We start from the raw sequence: 16,857 nt of genomic DNA, 5'->3' as shown, positions 1-16,857 counted from the left end.
GGGGTGTGGGTGCGTGTAATGGAAACAAATTTTCTCTTTTGTCGGTTTTTTTTTTTGCTCTTCATTTTGTTCTTTTTTTCTCTTTCCCCTCCCTTTCTTCCCCACCGGACACCGGCCCGGACCGCAGCTCAGGCCTGGCCGACCTCGAACCGGACGAAACCAGTCACGTCGATGCCGGCCTCAGCCAGCACCTTCTTGACCGTCTTCTTGTTGTCCGCCACCGAGGCCTGCTCCAGCAGGACGAAGTCCTTGAAGAAGGCGTTCACCCGGCCCTCGATGATCTTGGGCATGGCCGCTTCCGGCTTGCCCTCCTCGCGGGCCGTCTGCTCGGCGATCCGGCGCTCCGACTCGACCGTCTCCGCCGGCACCTCCTCACGGGTGAGGAAGCGCGGCCGCATCGCGGCGATCTGCATCGCCACGCCGCGGGCGTCGGCGTCGGCCGCCTCGTCCTCCTTGCCGGAGTACGCCACCAGGACGCCCACCTGCGGCGGAAGGTCCTGCGCCTTGCGGTGCAGATAGACCGTGACGGTGCCGTCGAGCCGGGCGAACCGGTTGAGCACCAGCTTCTCGCCGATCTTGGCGGACTGCTCCTGGACCGCGTCGGCGACCGGCCGGCCGTCCGGCAGGGTGGAGCCGAGCAGCACCTCAGCGTCGGTGGCCTTGATCTGCTCTCCGTGCTCGACCAGCAACTGCGCGAAATCGATGAAGTCGGTGTTCTTCGCGACGAAGTCGGTCTCGCAGTTGAGCTCCAGCAACGCCGATCCGGCGTGGGCCACCAGACCGTTCGCGGCGGTGCGGCCGGCCCGCTTTCCGACGTCCTTGGCACCCTTGATCCGCAGGATCTCTACGGCCTTGTCGAAGTCGCCCTCGGCCTCCTGCAGCGCCTTCTTGCAGTCCATCATGCCGGCGCCGGTGAGGTCGCGGAGCTTCTTGACGTCCGCGGCGGTGAAGTTGGACATGACTCTCTCTTCAGTCTCGTCAGACGGCTTGGGTGGTCGTCACTCCGCGGCGGCGGCAGCGGGCTCGTTTTCCTTGCTGGCCGAGGGCTCGTTCTCCTTGTTGGCCGGCCCCTCGAGCAGCTCGCGCTCCCACTCGGGCAGCGGCTCATCGGTGGCCACGGCGCCCGGCTCCGGCTTCTCCTCGGCACCACGCGACTTGCCGGAACGGGCGATCAGGCCGTCCGCCACGGCGGTCGCGACGACCCGGGTGAGCAGCTCGGCGGAGCGGATCGCGTCGTCGTTGCCCGGGATCGGGAAATCGACCTCGTCCGGGTCACAGTTGGTGTCGAGCACCGCGATCACCGGAATGCCCAGCTTGCGGGCCTCGTCAACGGCGATGTGCTCCTTCTTGGTGTCGACGACCCAGATCGCCGCCGGCACCTTCTGCATGTCCCGCAGACCGCCGAGCGTACGGCTGAGCTTGTCCTTCTCCCGGGACAGTTGCAGGGTTTCCTTCTTGGTGTAGCCCTGCGCGGTGCCGGTCAGGTCCAGCGCCTCCAGCTCCTTCATCCGCTGCAGTCGCTTGTACACCGTCTGGAAGTTGGTCAGCATGCCGCCGAGCCAGCGGTGGTTGACGTACGGCTGACCGACCCGGGTCGCCTGCTCGGCGATGGCCTCCTGTGCCTGCTTCTTGGTCCCGACGAACAAAATGTTGCCGCCGTCGGCCACCGTGTCACGGACGAAGGTGTACGCCTTCTCGATGTAGTCGAGAGTCTGGCGCAGGTCGATGATGTAAATGCCGTTACGCTCGGTGAAGATAAACCGCTTCATCTTCGGGTTCCAGCGCCGGGTCTGGTGCCCGAAGTGCACACCGCTCTCCAGCAGCTGACGCATGGTCACCACGGCCATGGTGTCTTCTCCCTTTTGTCCCTGGTTGTCACGCCGGCCGGCGGCCGAGCGTCCTGGCGCCCGGTCGGCGATCATGGTGGGCCTGAGTGATCAGGACCAGGGGACCGTCGCCCCCACGGCTGTCGCCGGGGAGAAGGGCGCGCGAGGTCGACCGCGCGAGGCGGTCGCCGGTTGTCAAGTGTACGCCCTGCGCCGGGTCGCGACCCGGCCAGCCCGCAGGGTTCAGCCCGCGAGTCCGGCCACCACGAACAGCAGCAGGCCGACCAGCAGGTGCGCGGTCGGCGGACGCAGCAACGCCTCGACCGGAGAACCCACCTTGGTCGCCCCGGTGGCCAGCGCGTAGAGACCGATACCGAACGCGGGCAGACCGATCATCAGCGCCGTACCGGCGACCACCGCGCCGACCTCGGCCGGATCGGCGAGCGCTCCATCGAGCAACAGCCGCAACGCCGGCACCTCGAAGATCATCACCAGGACGGCGAACAGGATCCCCAGCGCAGGACGTCGACTGCGGTACACCCCGTCGCTGACGACGCTGCCCGCTGGTGCCCGCCGGCCGCCGTACTCCCCGATCGGTGGTGGATCACCGGCCGGACGGGGCGTGACCGGTGGCATGAGCCCGGTGGGGATGTCGACCGAACTGGCCGACTCGTCCGGCCGCCCCTGGTCGGACCGCCGGCCGGGATCGGACCGCCTTGCGGAGTCGGACCGCCGGCCGGGATCGATTGCCGGACCGGGCTCGGGCCGAGGCTCCGCAGTCGCGAACGGTGGACCGCTCGCTGTTCCGGGAGGTGCCGACGTCGGCGGAGCAAACGGCGGGGCCGACGCGGGCGCAAACGGCGGGGCCGACGCGGGCGCCCCGTACGGCGGGGCCGACGCGGGAACTCCGCCGTACGGCGGTGCCGACGCCGGGTCCGGCGCCGCGCGCCGTCGGCCCCCTTCCGTCGTGTCCGCCCGGGTAGCCCGGGCGGCCCGAAGTTCACCGGTACCGTCGCCGCTGGCGTACCGGCTGGTGCCGCCGAACGGGTCGTCACCGAGCCGGTCGCTGCTCGAGTCGGAGGATTGCCAGGACGGATCGACGTAAGTGCGCTCGGAGTACCACCGGGGATCGGGGTCGTCCGGATAGTTTCGGTTCGGGTCCACGGACAGGGACCGTATGTCACCGCAACCGCCGCCGCCACTCGGGTCCGCTCCACGGACGTCCCCGACGATCTTGTACCGGTGCTGGTCAGACCGGCGCTAGCAGGCCGGCGGCCGGTGCCGTCGCGGCGTCCACAGCCTGCCCGCCGTCCACAACCACGGCGTACCGCACCCGACATCGGCCGTCACCGCCGGGCACTTTGCCAGACATGACCAACATCAGGCAGGCCGTCGGCGCCTACGGCGAACGCTGCGCCGTACGGCACCTCATCGACGCCGGGCTCGTCGTCGTCGAACGCAACTGGCGCTGTACGGCCGGCGAGATCGACATCATCGCCCGGCACGCCGACACCATCGTGTTCTGCGAGGTGAAGACCCGCCGCAGTGGCCGCTACGGCGCGCCGGAGGAAGCGGTCACCACAGCCAAGGCCCGGCGGATCCGCCGGCTGGCCGCCGGCTGGCTGGCCGCGAACCCGGGACATGGCCGGCGGCCGGTGCGATTCGATTTGATCTGCGTGACCGTCGGTCGGTCCGGCGCGGCCCAGGTCCGGCACCTGACGGCGGTCTTCTGACCACCGTCGCCCGACCGGTCGGCGTCGGCTGGCAGCCGTTGCCTGGCAGCCGTTGCCTAGCATCCGGCATCGACCGGTCGCCGCGTTGTCCACAGCGGGACCTTTGTCCACAGGCGCGCCCCTTCCCGGCCCGGCGCCCGGGTCGCCGACAGCGACCGTCGAGCCATGAGAAACGACATCCGCCGCCCGCCGCGCACCGACGACCGACCACCCTCCACGACGGACGGCCCACCGGTGGAGACCGGGCGATGAGCTACGCGAAGGTGCTCTGCGTCGGTCTGGTCGGCGTCACCGGACATCTCGTGGAGGTGGAGGCCGACCTCGCCGCTGGGCTCCCGGCAGTGATCATCTCGGGGTTGCCGGACACCACCCTGCATGAGGCACGGGACCGGGTACGCGCCGCGATCGTCAACTCCGGGCAGCACTGGCCGAACCGGCGGATCACCGTCAACCTGCTACCGGCGACGCTGCCCAAGGTCGGTTCGGGGTTCGATCTCGCAGTGGCCACCGCGCTGCTCGGCGGCACCGGAGAGCTGCCGCTCGCCCCGGTCGACGGTGTGGCGCTGCTCGGCGAGTTGGGCCTGGACGGCACCGTACGACCGGTGCGCGGGCTGCTGCCGATGGTGGTGGCCGCAGCCCGGGCCGGGGTGACCCAGGTGGTGGTGCCGGCCGCGAACGCGGCCGAAGCGGCGGTGGTGCCGGGAGTCCGGGTCAAGGCCGTCGACACGCTGCACCGGCTGATCGCGTTCATCCGTGGCGCCGGCGAGCTGCTCGATCCGCCGCCACCGAAGCCGGGCACCATCCAGGCCGGCCCGGACCTCGCGGACGTAGCCGGGCAGGCGTTCGGCAAGCGGGCCTTGGAGATCGCCGCAGCCGGCGGCCACCACCTGGCGCTGATCGGGCCGCCCGGTGCCGGCAAGACCATGCTGGCGGAACGGCTCCCCGGCCTGCTGCCGCCGTTGGACGACGCGGCGGCGCTGGAGGTCTCCGCGTTGCACTCGATCGCCGGGGTGCTGCCACCGGGCAGCGCCCTGCTACGCCGACCGCCGTTCCAGGCCCCGCACCACTCGGCGACCGTCGCATCGCTGGTCGGCGGCGGTTCCGGGCTGGCCCGCCCCGGCGCGGTCTCGCTGGCTCACCACGGCGTCCTGTTCCTTGACGAGGCACCCGAGTTCCACGGCCGGGTGCTGGATTCGTTGCGGCAGCCGCTGGAGAAGGGGCGGGTGCTGATCACCCGCGCCCTGGGGGTCACCGAGTACCCCGCCCGGTGCCAGCTCGTGCTGGCGGCCAACCCGTGCCCGTGCGCCCGACCGGCCGGCGACCAGCTCTGCGAGTGCCCGCCCGTGGTACGGCGCCGCTACCGCAACCGACTGTCCGGTCCGCTGATGGATCGCATCGACCTGCAGGTGAGCCTCACCGCGCTGCGGGCCGTGGACCTGATGACGACCCAGACGCCGGCGGAACCGACCGCGACGGTCGCCGACCGGGTGGCCGCCGCCCGCGAGGCCGCCCGGCAGCGCTGGGCCAACCAGGGGTGGCGGACCAACTCGGTGGTCCCCGGGCCCGCGTTGCGACGCCCGCCGTGGCGGCTGCCCGCCGGTGAGACCGCCGCACTGCGCCGCCGGCTGGACGTCGGTGCGATCTCCGCCCGGGGCTTCGACCGCATTCTGCGACTCGCCTGGTCAATCGCGGACCTGGACGGACGGTCCCGGCCGGACTCGGCCGACATCGACGAAGCCATCCAGCTGCGGACGGGCGAGCTGTGATGCCGGGCGCCGAGACGGCCGGCAGCCGGCTGGCCCGGATCGCGTTGACCTGGCTCGCCGAGCCCGGAAACGAAGCCGTTCACCGGCTCGTCGGGGCGGTCGGCCCGGTCGAGGCGCTGGCCCGGCTGCGCGCCGGGCGGAGCCCGGACGACCCGACCCGGACGGCGAGCTCCGCGCGGCTGGCGACCGCCGATCCGCTGCAGGTGGCCGCCGCCGCCCTCGACCGGGCGGCGCGGGTCGGCGCCCGGCTGGTGACGCCGGACGATCCGGACTGGCCGTGCCAGGTTGAGGACCTGACCCGGCTGGCCCGTCGCCCCGGCGGGGGGTCGGGCGGTGCCGGTTTCGGAGATTCCCGGGGCGGCGCGCCCCCGCTGGCCATGTGGATCCGTGGGCCGTTGCCGCTCGCCGAGGCGCTGGCCCGGTCGGTCGCCGTGGTCGGCTCCCGGGCGCCCAGCGAGTACGGACGTCACGTCAGCATGGAGTTCGGCCACGGCCTTGCCGAGCAGGGTTGGACGATCGTCTCCGGAGGTGCGTACGGCATCGACGCCTGCGCCCATCGCGGTGCGCTCGCCGCTGGCGGCAGCACGGTGGCGGTGCTGGCCTGCGGGATCGACCGGCCGTACCCCACCGGCAACACGGCGATGTTCGACCAGATCGTCGAGTCCGGGCTGCTGGTCAGTGAGTGGCTGCCCGGCGCCGAGCCGCTGCGGCACCGGTTCCTCACCCGCAACCGGTTGATCGCCGCCGCGACGGCCGGGACCGTGCTGGTCGAGGCCGGTGCCCGCAGCGGGGCCGCCCAGACGGTCCGGCGCGCGTTGGCCCTGGGCCGGGCGACCATGGTGGTGCCGGGGCCGATCACCTCCGCCGTGTCTGTCGGCTGTCACGAGATTCTGCGCGACCACCCGCAGGCCCGGCTCGTCGCCGGGGTCGCCCACGTGCAGGAGGAGATCGGCCGGATCGGTATCGACCTCGCACCGCCACCGCGCGGGCCCGAGCGTCCCCGTGACTCGCTCGATCCCCAGACGGCGCGGGTCCTGGAGGCGGTTCCCGGCCGCGGCTCGGTCGACCTGGACGAGCTGGCCGGCCGGGCCGGCGTCGACATCCGCACCGCGATGCGTTCGGTCTCCGCGCTGCAGGCCCGAGGGCTGCTCACCGGCGCGGACGGGCGCTACCGGTTGCCGCCACGGTCCGGCACCGGGGTCGGCCGGCGTGGCGACTTGACCGATCGGGCCGCCGGGCCGACGGTCGGGAAGTGAGCGACGACGACAGCCGGGGCACCGCCGCGCGGCACGCCGGTCTGCCGTCCGGCCTGCGCGACGCCGTGGACGCGTTCGCGCGGCACCTCGCTCTGGTCGACAACCGTTCGGCCCACACCGTACGGGCGTACGTCGGTGACGTCGTGTCGCTGCTCGATCACGCAGCCCGGATGGGGGTCCACTCCCCCGCCGGGCTCGACATCACGGTGTTGCGTAGCTGGCTGGCCAGGCAACGGACGTTCGGCGCCGCCCGGGCCACGCTGGCCCGGCGGGCGGCGGCCGCACGCGCCTTCAGCGGCTGGGCGCACCGCAGCGGGTTGACCGGCGCCGATGCCGGTGCGGCCCTGGCCAGCCCTCGGCCGCACCGGACGCTGCCGGCGGTGCTGCGCTTCGAGCAGGCCGCGCAGCTGATGCCGCACGGCGACGGCACCGGCTCGCAGGCTCAGCCGGCCGGGGAACAGACCCGGGAACCGACCGGCACCGGTCCGGACGGCCCGCTGCGGCTGCGCGACCGACTGGTCCTGGAGCTGCTGTACGCGACCGGGGTCCGGGTGAGCGAACTCTGCGGGCTCGACCTCGCCGACCTCGACCCGGGCCGGCGGGTACTCCGGGTGCTGGGCAAGGGCGGCCGGGAGCGGACCGTGCCGTACGGAGTGCCGGCCGGGGCGGCGCTCCACGACTGGCTGGTCCATGGGCGACCAGCGCTCGCGTCGCCCCACTCCGGCGAGGCGCTACTGCTCGGCGCGAAGGGCGGCCGGCTCCAGGCCACGGTGGTACGCCGCATCGTCACCGCGGCTGCCCGCGACGCGGGTGTACCCCGCGTCACCCCGCACGGACTGCGCCACTCGGCGGCCACCCACCTGTTGGAGGGTGGCGCCGACCTGCGATCGGTCCAGGAGTTGCTCGGGCACGCCTCGCTGGCCAGCACCCAGCTCTACACCCACGTGTCGGTGGAACGGTTGCGGGCGGCGTACCGGCAGGCCCATCCGCGGGCCTGAGGCTGCCGGCCCGGGGAGGGGCTGCTCACCGGACCGGGCCGAGACGGCTCGCCTACGATATGCCGATGAGCGGCGGCCTGGTCCCACCCGAACCGCTACCTGGGGCACGGATGCTGTTCTCCCTCGACCCGGCGGTCACCCACCTCAACCACGGCGCGTTCGGCGCGGTCCCAGTCACGGTGCAGCGGGTGCAGCAGCGGCTACGCGACGAGATGGAGGCCGACCCGCAGCGGTTCTTCACCCAGGGTCTGCTGGACCGGATCGGCCACACCCGCCGCCATCTAGCCGCTTTCCTCGGTGCCGACCCGGAGTGCGCCGCACTGGTCGACAACGTCACCGTCGCCGCCGCGACCGTGCTGCAGACGCTGCGTCTGGGCAGCGGTGACGAGGTGCTGTTGACCGACCACGGGTACGGCGCGGTCGCGCTCTCGGTCGAGCGGGAGTGCCGACGCACTGGCGCGACGGCACGCGTCGTAGCCGTGCCGCTGGGGGCGCCGGCTGAGGAGGTCGTCGAGCGGCTGCGCGCCGCGCTCCGGCCGGGCCAGACCCGGCTGCTGGTGGTCGACCAGGTCACCTCGCCGACCGCACAGGTGTTCCCGGTCGCCGAGCTGGTCCCGGTAGCCCGTGACGCCGGCGTACCGGTCCTGGTCGACGCCGCCCACGTACCGGGGATGCTGGCGGTCGAGGTCGACCAGATCGGCGCCGACTTCTGGGTGGGCAACCTGCACAAGTGGGCGTTCGCGCCGCGCGGCACGGCGCTGTTGGCGGTCGCGCCCCGGTGGCGGGAACGGTTAGAGCCGCTGGGGGTCTCCTGGGAGCAGGAATCCGGGTTCCCGTCGCGGGTGGAGTGGCAGGGCACCCGTGACTACACCGCGTGGCTGGCTGCGCCGGCTGGCCTGTACGCGTTGCGCAGCCTCGGCCTGGACCGGGTCCGGGCGCACAACGCCGCACTGGCCGGTTACGGCCAGCGGACCATCGCCGATGCGCTGGGGGTCCCGCCGCAGCGGCTCCCGGTACCCGATCCGCGCCGGCCAGAGTCGGCCCAGCTGGCCATGCGGCTGGTCCCGCTACCGGCCGGCGCGGCCGACAGCGCTGCCGCAGCGGCCGCGCTGCGTCGTCGGATCGCCGACGAGCTGGCCACCGAGGTGTCGGTCGCCTGGTGGTCCGGTCGGGCGTGGCTGCGAATCTGCGCTCAGGTGTACAACCGGGCAGCAGACTACGACCGGCTCGCGGAACTGCTGCCCACGCTGCTACACCGGGCCGGCTGACCCGAGCGGCAGCAGGCGGACACGTCCGTTGCCGAGCAACAGCAACGGGTCAAGGTAGCTGCCGTCCGTCAGCCGCAGGCCCCAGTGCAGGCACGCGTCGGCAGGACAACCCGGATGGCCTTCGGTAACGGTGCCGATCGGACGACCGGCGCTGACCGCGGTGCCGACGGCGAGCCAGCCGTCCACGGGTTCGTAGGTGGTCCTGAACCCACCCGGGTGACTGATGCTCACCACGCCCCGGTCGACGATCCGACCGGAGTAGCTGACCGTGCCGGCTCCAGCGGTATACACGGTGGCGCCGACGTCGGCGGTGAGATCGACGCCCCGGTGTCCGCGCCCCCACGGCACCGGGGGCGGGTCGAACCGGCGGCTCAGCGTGACGGCCCCGGCCAGTGGCGGATGGAAACGCGGGTCTGCAGCTGGGCGCGCGGACCCGGTCGGTGGTGGTCCGGCAGCGGCGACCAACGCCGTGGCGGGGACCGCGGGCGCAGTGCTGAACAGGATCGTCGCTACCAGCATCGGCAGGAGCAGTATTCTCATGCCGACAACCTGGCACCCGACCGGGGCAGGGCCTCGACGAGCGGACGACAGACTGTGGATACTGACTCAACTGTGGAGAACGGAACCTCGTCGCAGTCGATCTGCTAAGGACCGGCCGGCCGATGTGTCGAGTCTCGGTCGCCGACGGTGCCCGTCGATACCCGGTTCCCGGACGACCTGGTGGCGCCCATTGAAGTCAGCCGCTGAATCCGGAATCTGCCGGTAGTGAGATTTCCGGCTTGTCCAACTCTTCCACATTTACATCCTTGAACGTCATCACTCTGACGTTCTTCACGAAACGGGCAGGACGGTACATGTCCCACACCCAGGCATCGTGCATCTCGACCTCGAAGTACACCTCGCCGTCAGAATTGCGCACGTGCAGGTCGACCTGGTTCGCCAGGTAGAAGCGACGCTCGGTCTCGACGACGTACGAAAACTGGCGGACGATGTCGCGGTACTCCCGGTAGAGCTGCAGCTCCATCTCTGTCTCGTACTTCTCGAGATCCTCGGCGCTCATCGCCATCCGCCTTCCATGACCACATCTTCCCCCAGTAGCGCCGGTTGGCGAAGCTGCTCGTCCAACGCCACGCCGACGGTACCCCGTACGGGGTCCGGACGCCCCATCGGCTCACGGATGCCGATACCGGCCGAGTCGGTTCCATCGGCCCGGTCAGCTTCGGCGGCCGGTCGGCGGGAGCGGGGCGGGCTCGCGGACCGGCCGGAGGCAGCCGCTACGTTGACGTACGAGAACCGGTGCTCGGCACACGGCCCCTGCCGACTCAGCGCGGCCTGATGCTCGGCGGTGGCATAGCCCTTGTGCTCGGCGAAACCGTAACCCGGGAACCGCCCGTCGAGCTCGACCATCAGCCGGTCCCGAGTGACCTTCGCGAGCACGCTGGCCGCCGCCACGCAAGCCGCCACCCGGTCACCCTTCCACACCGCGAGCCCGGGCGCTCCGAGCCCGTCGACGCCGAACCCGTCGGTCAACACGTACTCGGGTGCGGGACTGAGCCCGGCCAGCGCCCGGCGCATCGCGGCGAGATTGCACACGTGCAGGCCCCGACGGTCGATCTCGTCCGCTGGAACCACCACGATCCGGTGGGCGAGTGCCCGGTCACGGACCGAGGCGTAGACCCGCTCCCGCGCCCCCGGGGTGAGCAGCTTCGAATCGGCCAGCCCGTCGATCTCACCCCGCCGGCCCGGCGCGAGCACCACCGCAGCCGCCACCAGCGGCCCGGCACACGCACCCCGACCGGCCTCGTCGGCGCCGGCGACCTGGGCGAATCCGCGTCGGCGCAGGGCCTGCTCCAACGCGTAGAGCCCGGCGTCACGGCGCACCACGGTACGCGGTGGAGTCAGCACGGTTCGGCCTCTCCCGTCAGCCGGCGCAGCAGGGTCGGCAGCTCAGGCGGATAGACCCGTTCCGGGGTGGCCGCGAGCTCGCCGATCGGCCACCACCGGTGAGCGTCGATCGTACGGCGTTCGATGGCGTCGAACCCGCTCGTGTCGACCTGCCAGTTGGGCACCCGCAGCAGGAAGAAGTGCTGTTCCTGGCGGTACCACCGTCCGTCGAACGGGAACTCGACGGTTTCCTGCCAGACCGGCGTGCCCAACTCGGTCGGTGTCACCCGCAGCCCGGTCTCCTCGGCCAACTCGCGGACCGCGCCGTCGGCCGGGGTCTCGCCGGGCTCCAGTCCACCGCCGGGGGTGAACCAGTACCGGTGCCCGGGACGGGCCGGGTCGTACCCGCGGAGCAGCAGCACCCGACCCGCCGAGTCGACGAGCAGGACCCGGGCCGCGTGCCGGTTGCACGCCGGCTTTGGCGCTCGGTCCACCGTCAGCTCCGCGTCGGTCACCCGACCAGAGTAGGAGAACAAGCCGACCGGCACGACACGTGGGCCGCTGCCACCGCCGACCGCACCGTCCGGGACGGCGTGACGTGACCGGTCACGGTCCCGAACTCGGCACGGTCTCGAACGGCTCCGGCACGGTGAGCCAGGTGGCCCGGTCCAGTGGCCAGAAGACGGTGAACGCCCGGCCGACCACGGAGTCCTCGGTGATGGTGGCGTAGTCGATGTCGCCGCTGCGGTCCCAGTGCTCCAGCGAGTCACCCGATGCCGAGCGATGGTCACCCATCACCCAGAGCCGTCCTTCCGGCACGGTGATGTCGAACGGACCGACCGCTGCGGGATCGCTGATCCCGCCCTCGGAGTAGATGTACGGCTCGTCCAGCGGCTGGCCGTTGATGATCAACCGTTCCTCGGCGTCACAGCACTCGACCCGGTCTCCGCCGACCCCGATGACCCGCTTGATGAAGTCCTCACCGTCCGGGTTGCTGCTCCACTCCGGTGGGGCCCGGAACACGACGATCTCGCCGCGTTCGGGCGACCGGAAGTGGTAGACGACCTTGTTGACCAGCACCCGGTCGTTGATGTCGAGGGTGTGCTCCATCGACGGCGACGGGATGTAGAAGGTCTGCAGGACGAACGCCCGGACCAGGACCGCGACGAGGACCGCCACACCCAACAGGATCGGTAGTTCACGCCAGAAGGAACTGGGCTTCTTCTCGGTCTGCTCGTCGATCACAACCGGAGCCTACGACGTCTGGCTGAGGACAGCGGCACGGAGCGCGAAGCGAAAAGTAGCGGAATCATCACTGGCAGCACAACCACCAGGTCACCGGAGGTCTCCGGAACGTCCCCCGGCTGATCGACCGCCGCCGGAGTCGGAGCCGTCGGCGGCAGGCTGTCGAAGGTGTCCGGCACGGACAGGCCGTCCCAGCGATCCTGGGGCCAGACGATCACGAAGGCCCGGCCGATGACGTTCTCGATCGGCACCGAGCCCTGACAGCGGGAGTCCTGTGAGACCAGTCGGTGGTCACCCATCACGAACAGGTGTCCAGGCTCGACCACGACCTCAGCGAACTGCCGGGACCGGCACTCACCTGGGCTCGGTGGGACGTCCAGCGGCGAGTCCTCCAGGACGTAGCCGGCCTCGTCCAACGGCTGGTCGTTGACGGTCAGCCGGCCCTGGTCGTCACAGCAGCGAATCCGGTCGCCCGGTACGCCGATGACCCGCTTGATGAAGTCCTTCTCACCGGGCCGGCCAACCCCGACCAGATCACCAACGGTGCGGCCGAGTTTGGCGACGAAACCGAGGTCGGGGTCGTCGGTGTGCTCCGGTGCCCAGTCGTTGGTGCCCCGAAAGACGACGACCTCGCCGCGCACCGGATCCCGGACGTCGTAAACGACCTTGTTGACCAGCACCCGGTCACCGACCAGCAGTGTGTCCTCCATGGAGCCGGACGGGATGAAGAACGCCTGCAGCAGGAAGGAGCGGATCAGCACCGCCAGGCAGAAGGCCACCACCAGCAGCAGCGGCAACTCCTGCCACAGCGGCATCTGCCGACGCCTGCGCTGCACCATCTGCATGCCGGACTGGCCCGACCGACGCGGGCGCGCTACCGCCCGGCCGTCCCGACGGTTGCGCTGCGACCGCGCCCCCGACGAGGCACGCCGCTGCCACTGATCCTGGTCTCCTTGTGGATACACGCTACGCATCTCCCCGGTCCCGAGACACGGCGCTACCGCCCACGGCGCCTCTCGTCAGGCGCCACGAGCGGTAGCACAGTTGACTCCCGCCGCCACGACGGATGCCGCGGATGTAGCGCTCCCCATCGGTCACTACCGCAAGGGTAGTTGGCGAAAGCTCCCAGCGGCAGTCCTGAGATCGGGAACCGGGATCAGCGGGCTCAGCTGACCTGCTTCTCCCGCTTTTCCTTGATCTTGGCGGCCTTGCCACGGAGTTCCCGCAGGTAGTACAGCTTGGCGCGACGGACGTCACCACGGGTCACCATCTCGATCCGGTCGATGGCCGGGCTGTTGACCGGGTAGGTCCGCTCGACTCCGACACCGAAACTGACCTTGCGGACGGTGAAGGTCTCCCGCAGGCCGGCACCCTGCCTGCGGATCACCACGCCCTGGAAGACCTGCACCCGGGAACGGTTACCTTCGACGACCCGGGCGTGCACCTTGAGCGTGTCACCGGCGCGGAAGTCCGGAAGGTCGGTCCGCTGCGACTGGGCGTCAAGAGCGTCCAGCGTGTTCATCGCTGCATCCTTGGGCTACTCAAGGCGCACCGTCTCGCGGTGCGCGGATGGATGATTCTGATCCCGGGCCGGAACGCTCGACGCCTCAGCATTCGATGCCGCAACGTTCGACGCCTTCCCGCTGGCGGGATCCTCGCAGCCGGACACGCATGCCCGTCTGCGGCAACCCCACTACTCTGCCACATCACCGGCCGGCAGTTGAAATCCGGCCGCAACCAGCAGCGCAATGTCTCTTTTGTCAAGTTTTCCGGCCGGCAGTCCGGCGAGCAGATCCGGCCGACGCGATACGGTACGGAGCAGCGCCTGGTCTCGCCGCCACCGGGCGATCCGGCCGTGATCGCCCGATCGTAGTACCTCCGGCACCTCGCGTCCCCGCCACTGCGGCGGCTTGGTGTAGACCGGCCCCTCCAGCAACCCGTCCGAGTGGGACTCCTCGACGAGCGATCCGGCGTTGCCGAGCACTCCGGGAATCAACCGGGTCACCGCCTCCAGGATGGCCAGCACGGCGACCTCACCGCCGAAGATGACGAAATCGCCGAGGGACACCTCGGTCACCGGCAGCGCTCCCGCCGCCTCGTCGATCACCCGCTGGTCGATCCCCTCGTAGCGGCCACAGGCGAAGATCAGTCGAGGCTCGGCGGCCAACCGCTGCGCCATCGCCTGGTCGAACCGCTCCCCCACCGGGGTCGGCACCACCAGCCGCGCGGGCGGCCGTCCGGCAGCAGCCAGCTCGTCCAGCGCCGCGCCCCACGGCTCCGGGCGCATCACCATCCCGGCACCACCGCCGTACGGGGTGTCGTCCACCGTCCGATGCACGTCGTGCGTCCAGCGGCGCAGGTCGTGCACCTCGACGCTGAGCAGGCCGGCTCGGCGTGCCCGGCCGATCAGCGACAGGTCCAGCGGCGCCAGGTAGTCCGGAAAGATCGTGACGACGTCCACCTGCAGCGCCACCGCGCCGGATGGCATCGGAGCGCTCACAGGTCGAGCAGGCCGGGTGGGGCGTCGACGACCACCCGCCCACCGGGGAGATCCACTTCCGGCACGATCGTCCGGACGAACGGCACCAGGGCGGACCCGCCGCCGGGCCGGCGGAGCACCAGCAGATCGGATGCGGGCGCGTGGTCGATCCGGGCCACCTCGCCGAGGACCTCGCCGGACGACGTGACCGCCGTCAGGCCGACCAGCTGGTGATCGTGGTACTCGTCCGGATCCTCCGGGGTGGCGATGTCGCTGCTGTCCACGCAGAGCAGTACGCCCCGCAACGCCTCGGCGAGGTCGCGGTCGACAACCCCGGCGAACTGCACCAACGGTCGGCCCTGATGCCAGCGGACCGTCTCGATGGTCAACCGGTCAGGGACGCGGACCAGGGTCGCGCCGGGCGGTGGCGGCTGCTGCGGTTCGCGGACGGCCGGCACCGCCGCCGGATCGGTGATCAACACCGATCCGGCGGCGAACCGGATCTCCGGTTCGTCGGTCCGGACCTCGACCGTGACCTCGCCACGGATTCCGTGTGGTCGGCCGATCCGACCGACGATCAACAGCATCAGTACGAGTCGACGATGTCGACCCGCACGCCACGCCCGCCGATCGACCCGATCACCTGACGCAGCGCCTTGGCGGTGCGCCCGCCGCGGCCGATCACGGTGCCGAGGTCCTCCGGATGCACCCGTACCTCCAGGCGCTTGCCCCGGCGCGAGTCGACCAGCCGGACCCGTACGTCGTCGGGGTGGGTGACGATCCCCTTGACCAGGTGCTCCAGCGCGGGCCGGAGGACCATGTCAGGCCTGCTCGCCGGAGCCGGCACCGGTGGGCTCCTCGGTCTTGGCCGGCGCTTCGGCAGCCGCCGGCTCGGACTTCGCTTCGGCCTTCGGCTCAGACTTCGCTTCGGCCTTCTTCTCGGCCTTCTTCGCCGGCTTGGTCGGCGTGTCCGCGACGCCTGCGGCGGCCTTGGCCTCCGCCTCGTACGCCGCCTTGCGGTCGGCCCGCTCGGGTGCCACCAGCAGCGGCGCCGGGGCGGGCAGGCCCTTGAACTTCTGCCAGTCGCCGGTCTTTTCCAGCAGACGCTGGACGGCTTCGCTCGGCTGAGCGCCGACCGAGAGCCAATACTGGACACGGTCCGAGGTCACCTCGATGACCGACGGGTCTTCCTTCGGGTGGTAGATCCCGACGAACTCGATCGCCCGCCCGTCGCGCTTGGTACGCGAGTCGGCGACGACGATGCGGTACTGCGGGTTGCGGATCTTGCCCATCCGCAGAAGCCGGATCTTTACGGCCACGGTTTGTTCGCTCCTGTTGCGATCTTCACCGGCCCCCGAGGGCGGTGCGCGGGTGAACGCCGACCGGCACAGTGGGGTTGGGCCAGAGGCAGCTCGGGTGGACTGGCGACGTGCCCGGGTAGAGGGCGCCGAACACGTACCGGATACCAACACACTATTCTGCCAGACCCGCGGCGTACCGCCACACCCGGTGGCCCCGGTGGGTCGCCGGTCAGCCCGAGGTGCCCGGCGGTCAGCCGGCTGCCGGCGGGCGGTCCCAGCCGGGCGGCAGCTCGGCCGGCGGCGCCCAGGCCGGGTCCGGCCGGAAGTCGCACCAGGTCCCGTCGAACGGAAAGTCACCCGACTCGGCGATCTTGATCACCCGCAGCCCCTCGGCCCGTACCGCCGCCTCGTCACGCACCCAGTAGTGCTCCGGGAAGGCGAGCCGCTCGGCGAACTCCTCCTCGTCCTTCCAGACCCAGCTGCGGTCCGGGCGGACCACCACGTCCAGGTCCTGGTCGATTACGTCCACTCCGGCGAGGTCGCCGTCGGCCCAGCGCACACCGGGCTCTTCGAGGTTGACGTACCAGTTGAGGAAGTTCCCGGCGTCGTCGCGGAACCACCACACCGAGTGGGCGGCCCCGGCGGGCAGGAACTTCAGCACCGGGGGGCCGAGCCAGCGGCCGTGCTTGATCCGGTACGACCGGGTGATCCACTCGGTGAACGGCATCGCCCGCATGCCACGGCCGTCGTCGGCCACCTCGTTGACCACCGGCGAGCCCCGGTCGACCCAGACCAGCAGACCCCGCTCGTCGTCGACGACGACCCGGGCCGGACGGACCCAGCCGAGACGCCCGCGCCGCACATTCCGATGCATGATCAACTGACCGGGCTGAAACCGCATGTTCATCTCCCTCGCTCACCATGCCCAACGACAGCGACACCGTCCACGAACGGCCCGCCGGCGGGCCCGCACGAACGACCCGACAGCGGGGGGGGGGGGGGGGGGGGGGGGGGGGGGAGGGGAAAAAAGAGGGAGGGGGGGGGGGGAGGGGGGAGGGGAAGGGGACAAAAAGGGGGGGGGGGGTTAGGTGGGGGGGGGGA

The 16,857-nt window shown here is 71.2% G+C and carries 21 protein-coding genes; 6 read left to right on the top strand and 15 right to left on the bottom strand.

What is annotated here, in order from left to right; genetic code table 11:
* Positions 1-128 precede the first annotated feature (128 nt).
* The 3 genes from tsf to ACXAHD_RS26285 form a co-directional block, all read right to left on the bottom strand.
* Positions 129-959, bottom strand: a complete 831-nt coding sequence (tsf, locus tag ACXAHD_RS26295; RefSeq protein WP_281553894.1) for a translation elongation factor Ts — start codon at positions 957-959, stop codon at positions 129-131.
* Positions 960-998: 39 nt separating this feature from the next.
* Positions 999-1,847, bottom strand: coding sequence for a 30S ribosomal protein S2 (gene rpsB / locus ACXAHD_RS26290; RefSeq protein ID WP_281553893.1), 849 nt, complete (start codon positions 1,845-1,847; stop codon positions 999-1,001).
* Between the two features lie 222 nt (positions 1,848-2,069).
* Complete coding sequence (locus ACXAHD_RS26285) at positions 2,070-2,462, bottom strand: hypothetical protein (RefSeq protein WP_475053922.1); 393 nt, start codon at positions 2,460-2,462, stop codon at positions 2,070-2,072.
* Positions 2,463-3,196: 734 nt separating this feature from the next.
* On the opposite strand from ACXAHD_RS26285, the gene ACXAHD_RS26280 reads away from it, so the two are divergent.
* The 5 genes from ACXAHD_RS26280 to ACXAHD_RS26260 all read left to right on the top strand — a co-directional run bounded on the left by ACXAHD_RS26280 (position 3,197) and on the right by ACXAHD_RS26260 (position 8,847).
* Complete coding sequence (locus ACXAHD_RS26280) at positions 3,197-3,559, top strand: YraN family protein (protein ID WP_281553891.1); 363 nt, start codon at positions 3,197-3,199, stop codon at positions 3,557-3,559.
* 248 nt (positions 3,560-3,807) lie between these two features.
* Positions 3,808-5,325: a YifB family Mg chelatase-like AAA ATPase gene (locus tag ACXAHD_RS26275; protein ID WP_289212469.1), complete on the top strand. Its 1,518-nt coding sequence runs from the start codon at positions 3,808-3,810 to the stop codon at positions 5,323-5,325.
* The gene (gene dprA, locus ACXAHD_RS26270) at positions 5,325-6,581 is read left to right on the top strand and encodes a DNA-processing protein DprA (RefSeq protein WP_281553889.1); all 1,257 of its coding nucleotides are present in this window, start codon (positions 5,325-5,327) and stop codon (positions 6,579-6,581) included. The genes ACXAHD_RS26275 and dprA overlap by 1 nt, the downstream gene beginning before the upstream one ends.
* A complete protein-coding gene (locus ACXAHD_RS26265) occupies positions 6,578-7,579 on the top strand; it encodes a tyrosine recombinase XerC (RefSeq protein ID WP_475053917.1) in 1,002 nt (333 codons plus the stop codon). The genes dprA and ACXAHD_RS26265 overlap by 4 nt, the downstream gene beginning before the upstream one ends.
* A gap of 65 nt (positions 7,580-7,644) precedes the next feature.
* Positions 7,645-8,847, top strand: coding sequence for an aminotransferase class V-fold PLP-dependent enzyme (locus ACXAHD_RS26260; RefSeq protein ID WP_475053915.1), 1,203 nt, complete (start codon positions 7,645-7,647; stop codon positions 8,845-8,847).
* Here ACXAHD_RS26260 and ACXAHD_RS26255 read toward each other — a convergent pair.
* The 12 genes from ACXAHD_RS26255 to ACXAHD_RS26200 form a co-directional block, all read right to left on the bottom strand.
* Positions 8,830-9,387, bottom strand: a complete 558-nt coding sequence (locus tag ACXAHD_RS26255; protein ID WP_281553886.1) for a M23 family metallopeptidase — start codon at positions 9,385-9,387, stop codon at positions 8,830-8,832. The genes ACXAHD_RS26260 and ACXAHD_RS26255 overlap by 18 nt on opposite strands.
* A gap of 196 nt (positions 9,388-9,583) precedes the next feature.
* Positions 9,584-9,907, bottom strand: coding sequence for a DUF2469 domain-containing protein (locus ACXAHD_RS26250; protein WP_123604412.1), 324 nt, complete (start codon positions 9,905-9,907; stop codon positions 9,584-9,586).
* Positions 9,904-10,752, bottom strand: a complete 849-nt coding sequence (locus ACXAHD_RS26245; RefSeq protein WP_475053911.1) for a ribonuclease HII — start codon at positions 10,750-10,752, stop codon at positions 9,904-9,906. Before ACXAHD_RS26245 ends, ACXAHD_RS26250 begins: the two co-directional genes overlap by 4 nt.
* Entirely contained in the window at positions 10,746-11,246 is a 501-nt protein-coding gene (locus tag ACXAHD_RS26240) for an NUDIX hydrolase (protein ID WP_281553884.1), read from the bottom strand. Before ACXAHD_RS26240 ends, ACXAHD_RS26245 begins: the two co-directional genes overlap by 7 nt.
* A gap of 91 nt (positions 11,247-11,337) precedes the next feature.
* Positions 11,338-11,976: a signal peptidase I gene (gene lepB, locus ACXAHD_RS26235; protein ID WP_281553883.1), complete on the bottom strand. Its 639-nt coding sequence runs from the start codon at positions 11,974-11,976 to the stop codon at positions 11,338-11,340.
* A complete protein-coding gene (gene lepB, locus ACXAHD_RS26230) occupies positions 11,973-12,821 on the bottom strand; it encodes a signal peptidase I (RefSeq protein WP_475053906.1) in 849 nt (282 codons plus the stop codon). The genes lepB (ACXAHD_RS26235) and lepB (ACXAHD_RS26230) overlap by 4 nt, the downstream gene beginning before the upstream one ends.
* A gap of 320 nt (positions 12,822-13,141) precedes the next feature.
* On the bottom strand, positions 13,142-13,498 hold the full coding sequence (gene rplS / locus ACXAHD_RS26225; protein ID WP_278167775.1) for a 50S ribosomal protein L19: 357 nt from the start codon (positions 13,496-13,498) through the stop codon (positions 13,142-13,144).
* 171 nt (positions 13,499-13,669) lie between these two features.
* Entirely contained in the window at positions 13,670-14,443 is a 774-nt protein-coding gene (trmD, locus tag ACXAHD_RS26220) for a tRNA (guanosine(37)-N1)-methyltransferase TrmD (protein ID WP_289213548.1), read from the bottom strand.
* 29 nt (positions 14,444-14,472) lie between these two features.
* The gene (gene rimM / locus ACXAHD_RS26215; RefSeq protein ID WP_281555496.1) at positions 14,473-15,039 is read right to left on the bottom strand and encodes a ribosome maturation factor RimM; all 567 of its coding nucleotides are present in this window, start codon (positions 15,037-15,039) and stop codon (positions 14,473-14,475) included.
* Positions 15,040-15,041: 2 nt separating this feature from the next.
* Positions 15,042-15,302 (bottom strand): RNA-binding protein, encoded by a 261-nt coding sequence (locus ACXAHD_RS26210; protein ID WP_199757474.1) that lies wholly within the window; start codon positions 15,300-15,302, stop codon positions 15,042-15,044.
* Positions 15,277-15,774, bottom strand: coding sequence for a 30S ribosomal protein S16 (rpsP, locus tag ACXAHD_RS26205; protein WP_281553881.1), 498 nt, complete (start codon positions 15,772-15,774; stop codon positions 15,277-15,279). The genes ACXAHD_RS26210 and rpsP overlap by 26 nt, the downstream gene beginning before the upstream one ends.
* 232 nt (positions 15,775-16,006) lie before the next feature.
* On the bottom strand, positions 16,007-16,657 hold the full coding sequence (locus tag ACXAHD_RS26200) for a ribonuclease FAU-1 family protein (RefSeq protein WP_475053925.1): 651 nt from the start codon (positions 16,655-16,657) through the stop codon (positions 16,007-16,009).
* Between the two features lie 20 nt (positions 16,658-16,677).
* Between ACXAHD_RS26200 and ACXAHD_RS26195 the strand changes: the two genes are divergently transcribed.
* On the top strand, positions 16,678-16,857 hold a 180-nt coding region (locus tag ACXAHD_RS26195; protein WP_475053902.1), incomplete at its 3' end, for a hypothetical protein.

It is taken from the genome of Micromonospora sp. ABR4_055, from assembly GCF_056160425.1.
Note: the sequence above shows the minus strand (reverse complement) of the source record. Positions and strands in the feature narration are given on the sequence as shown.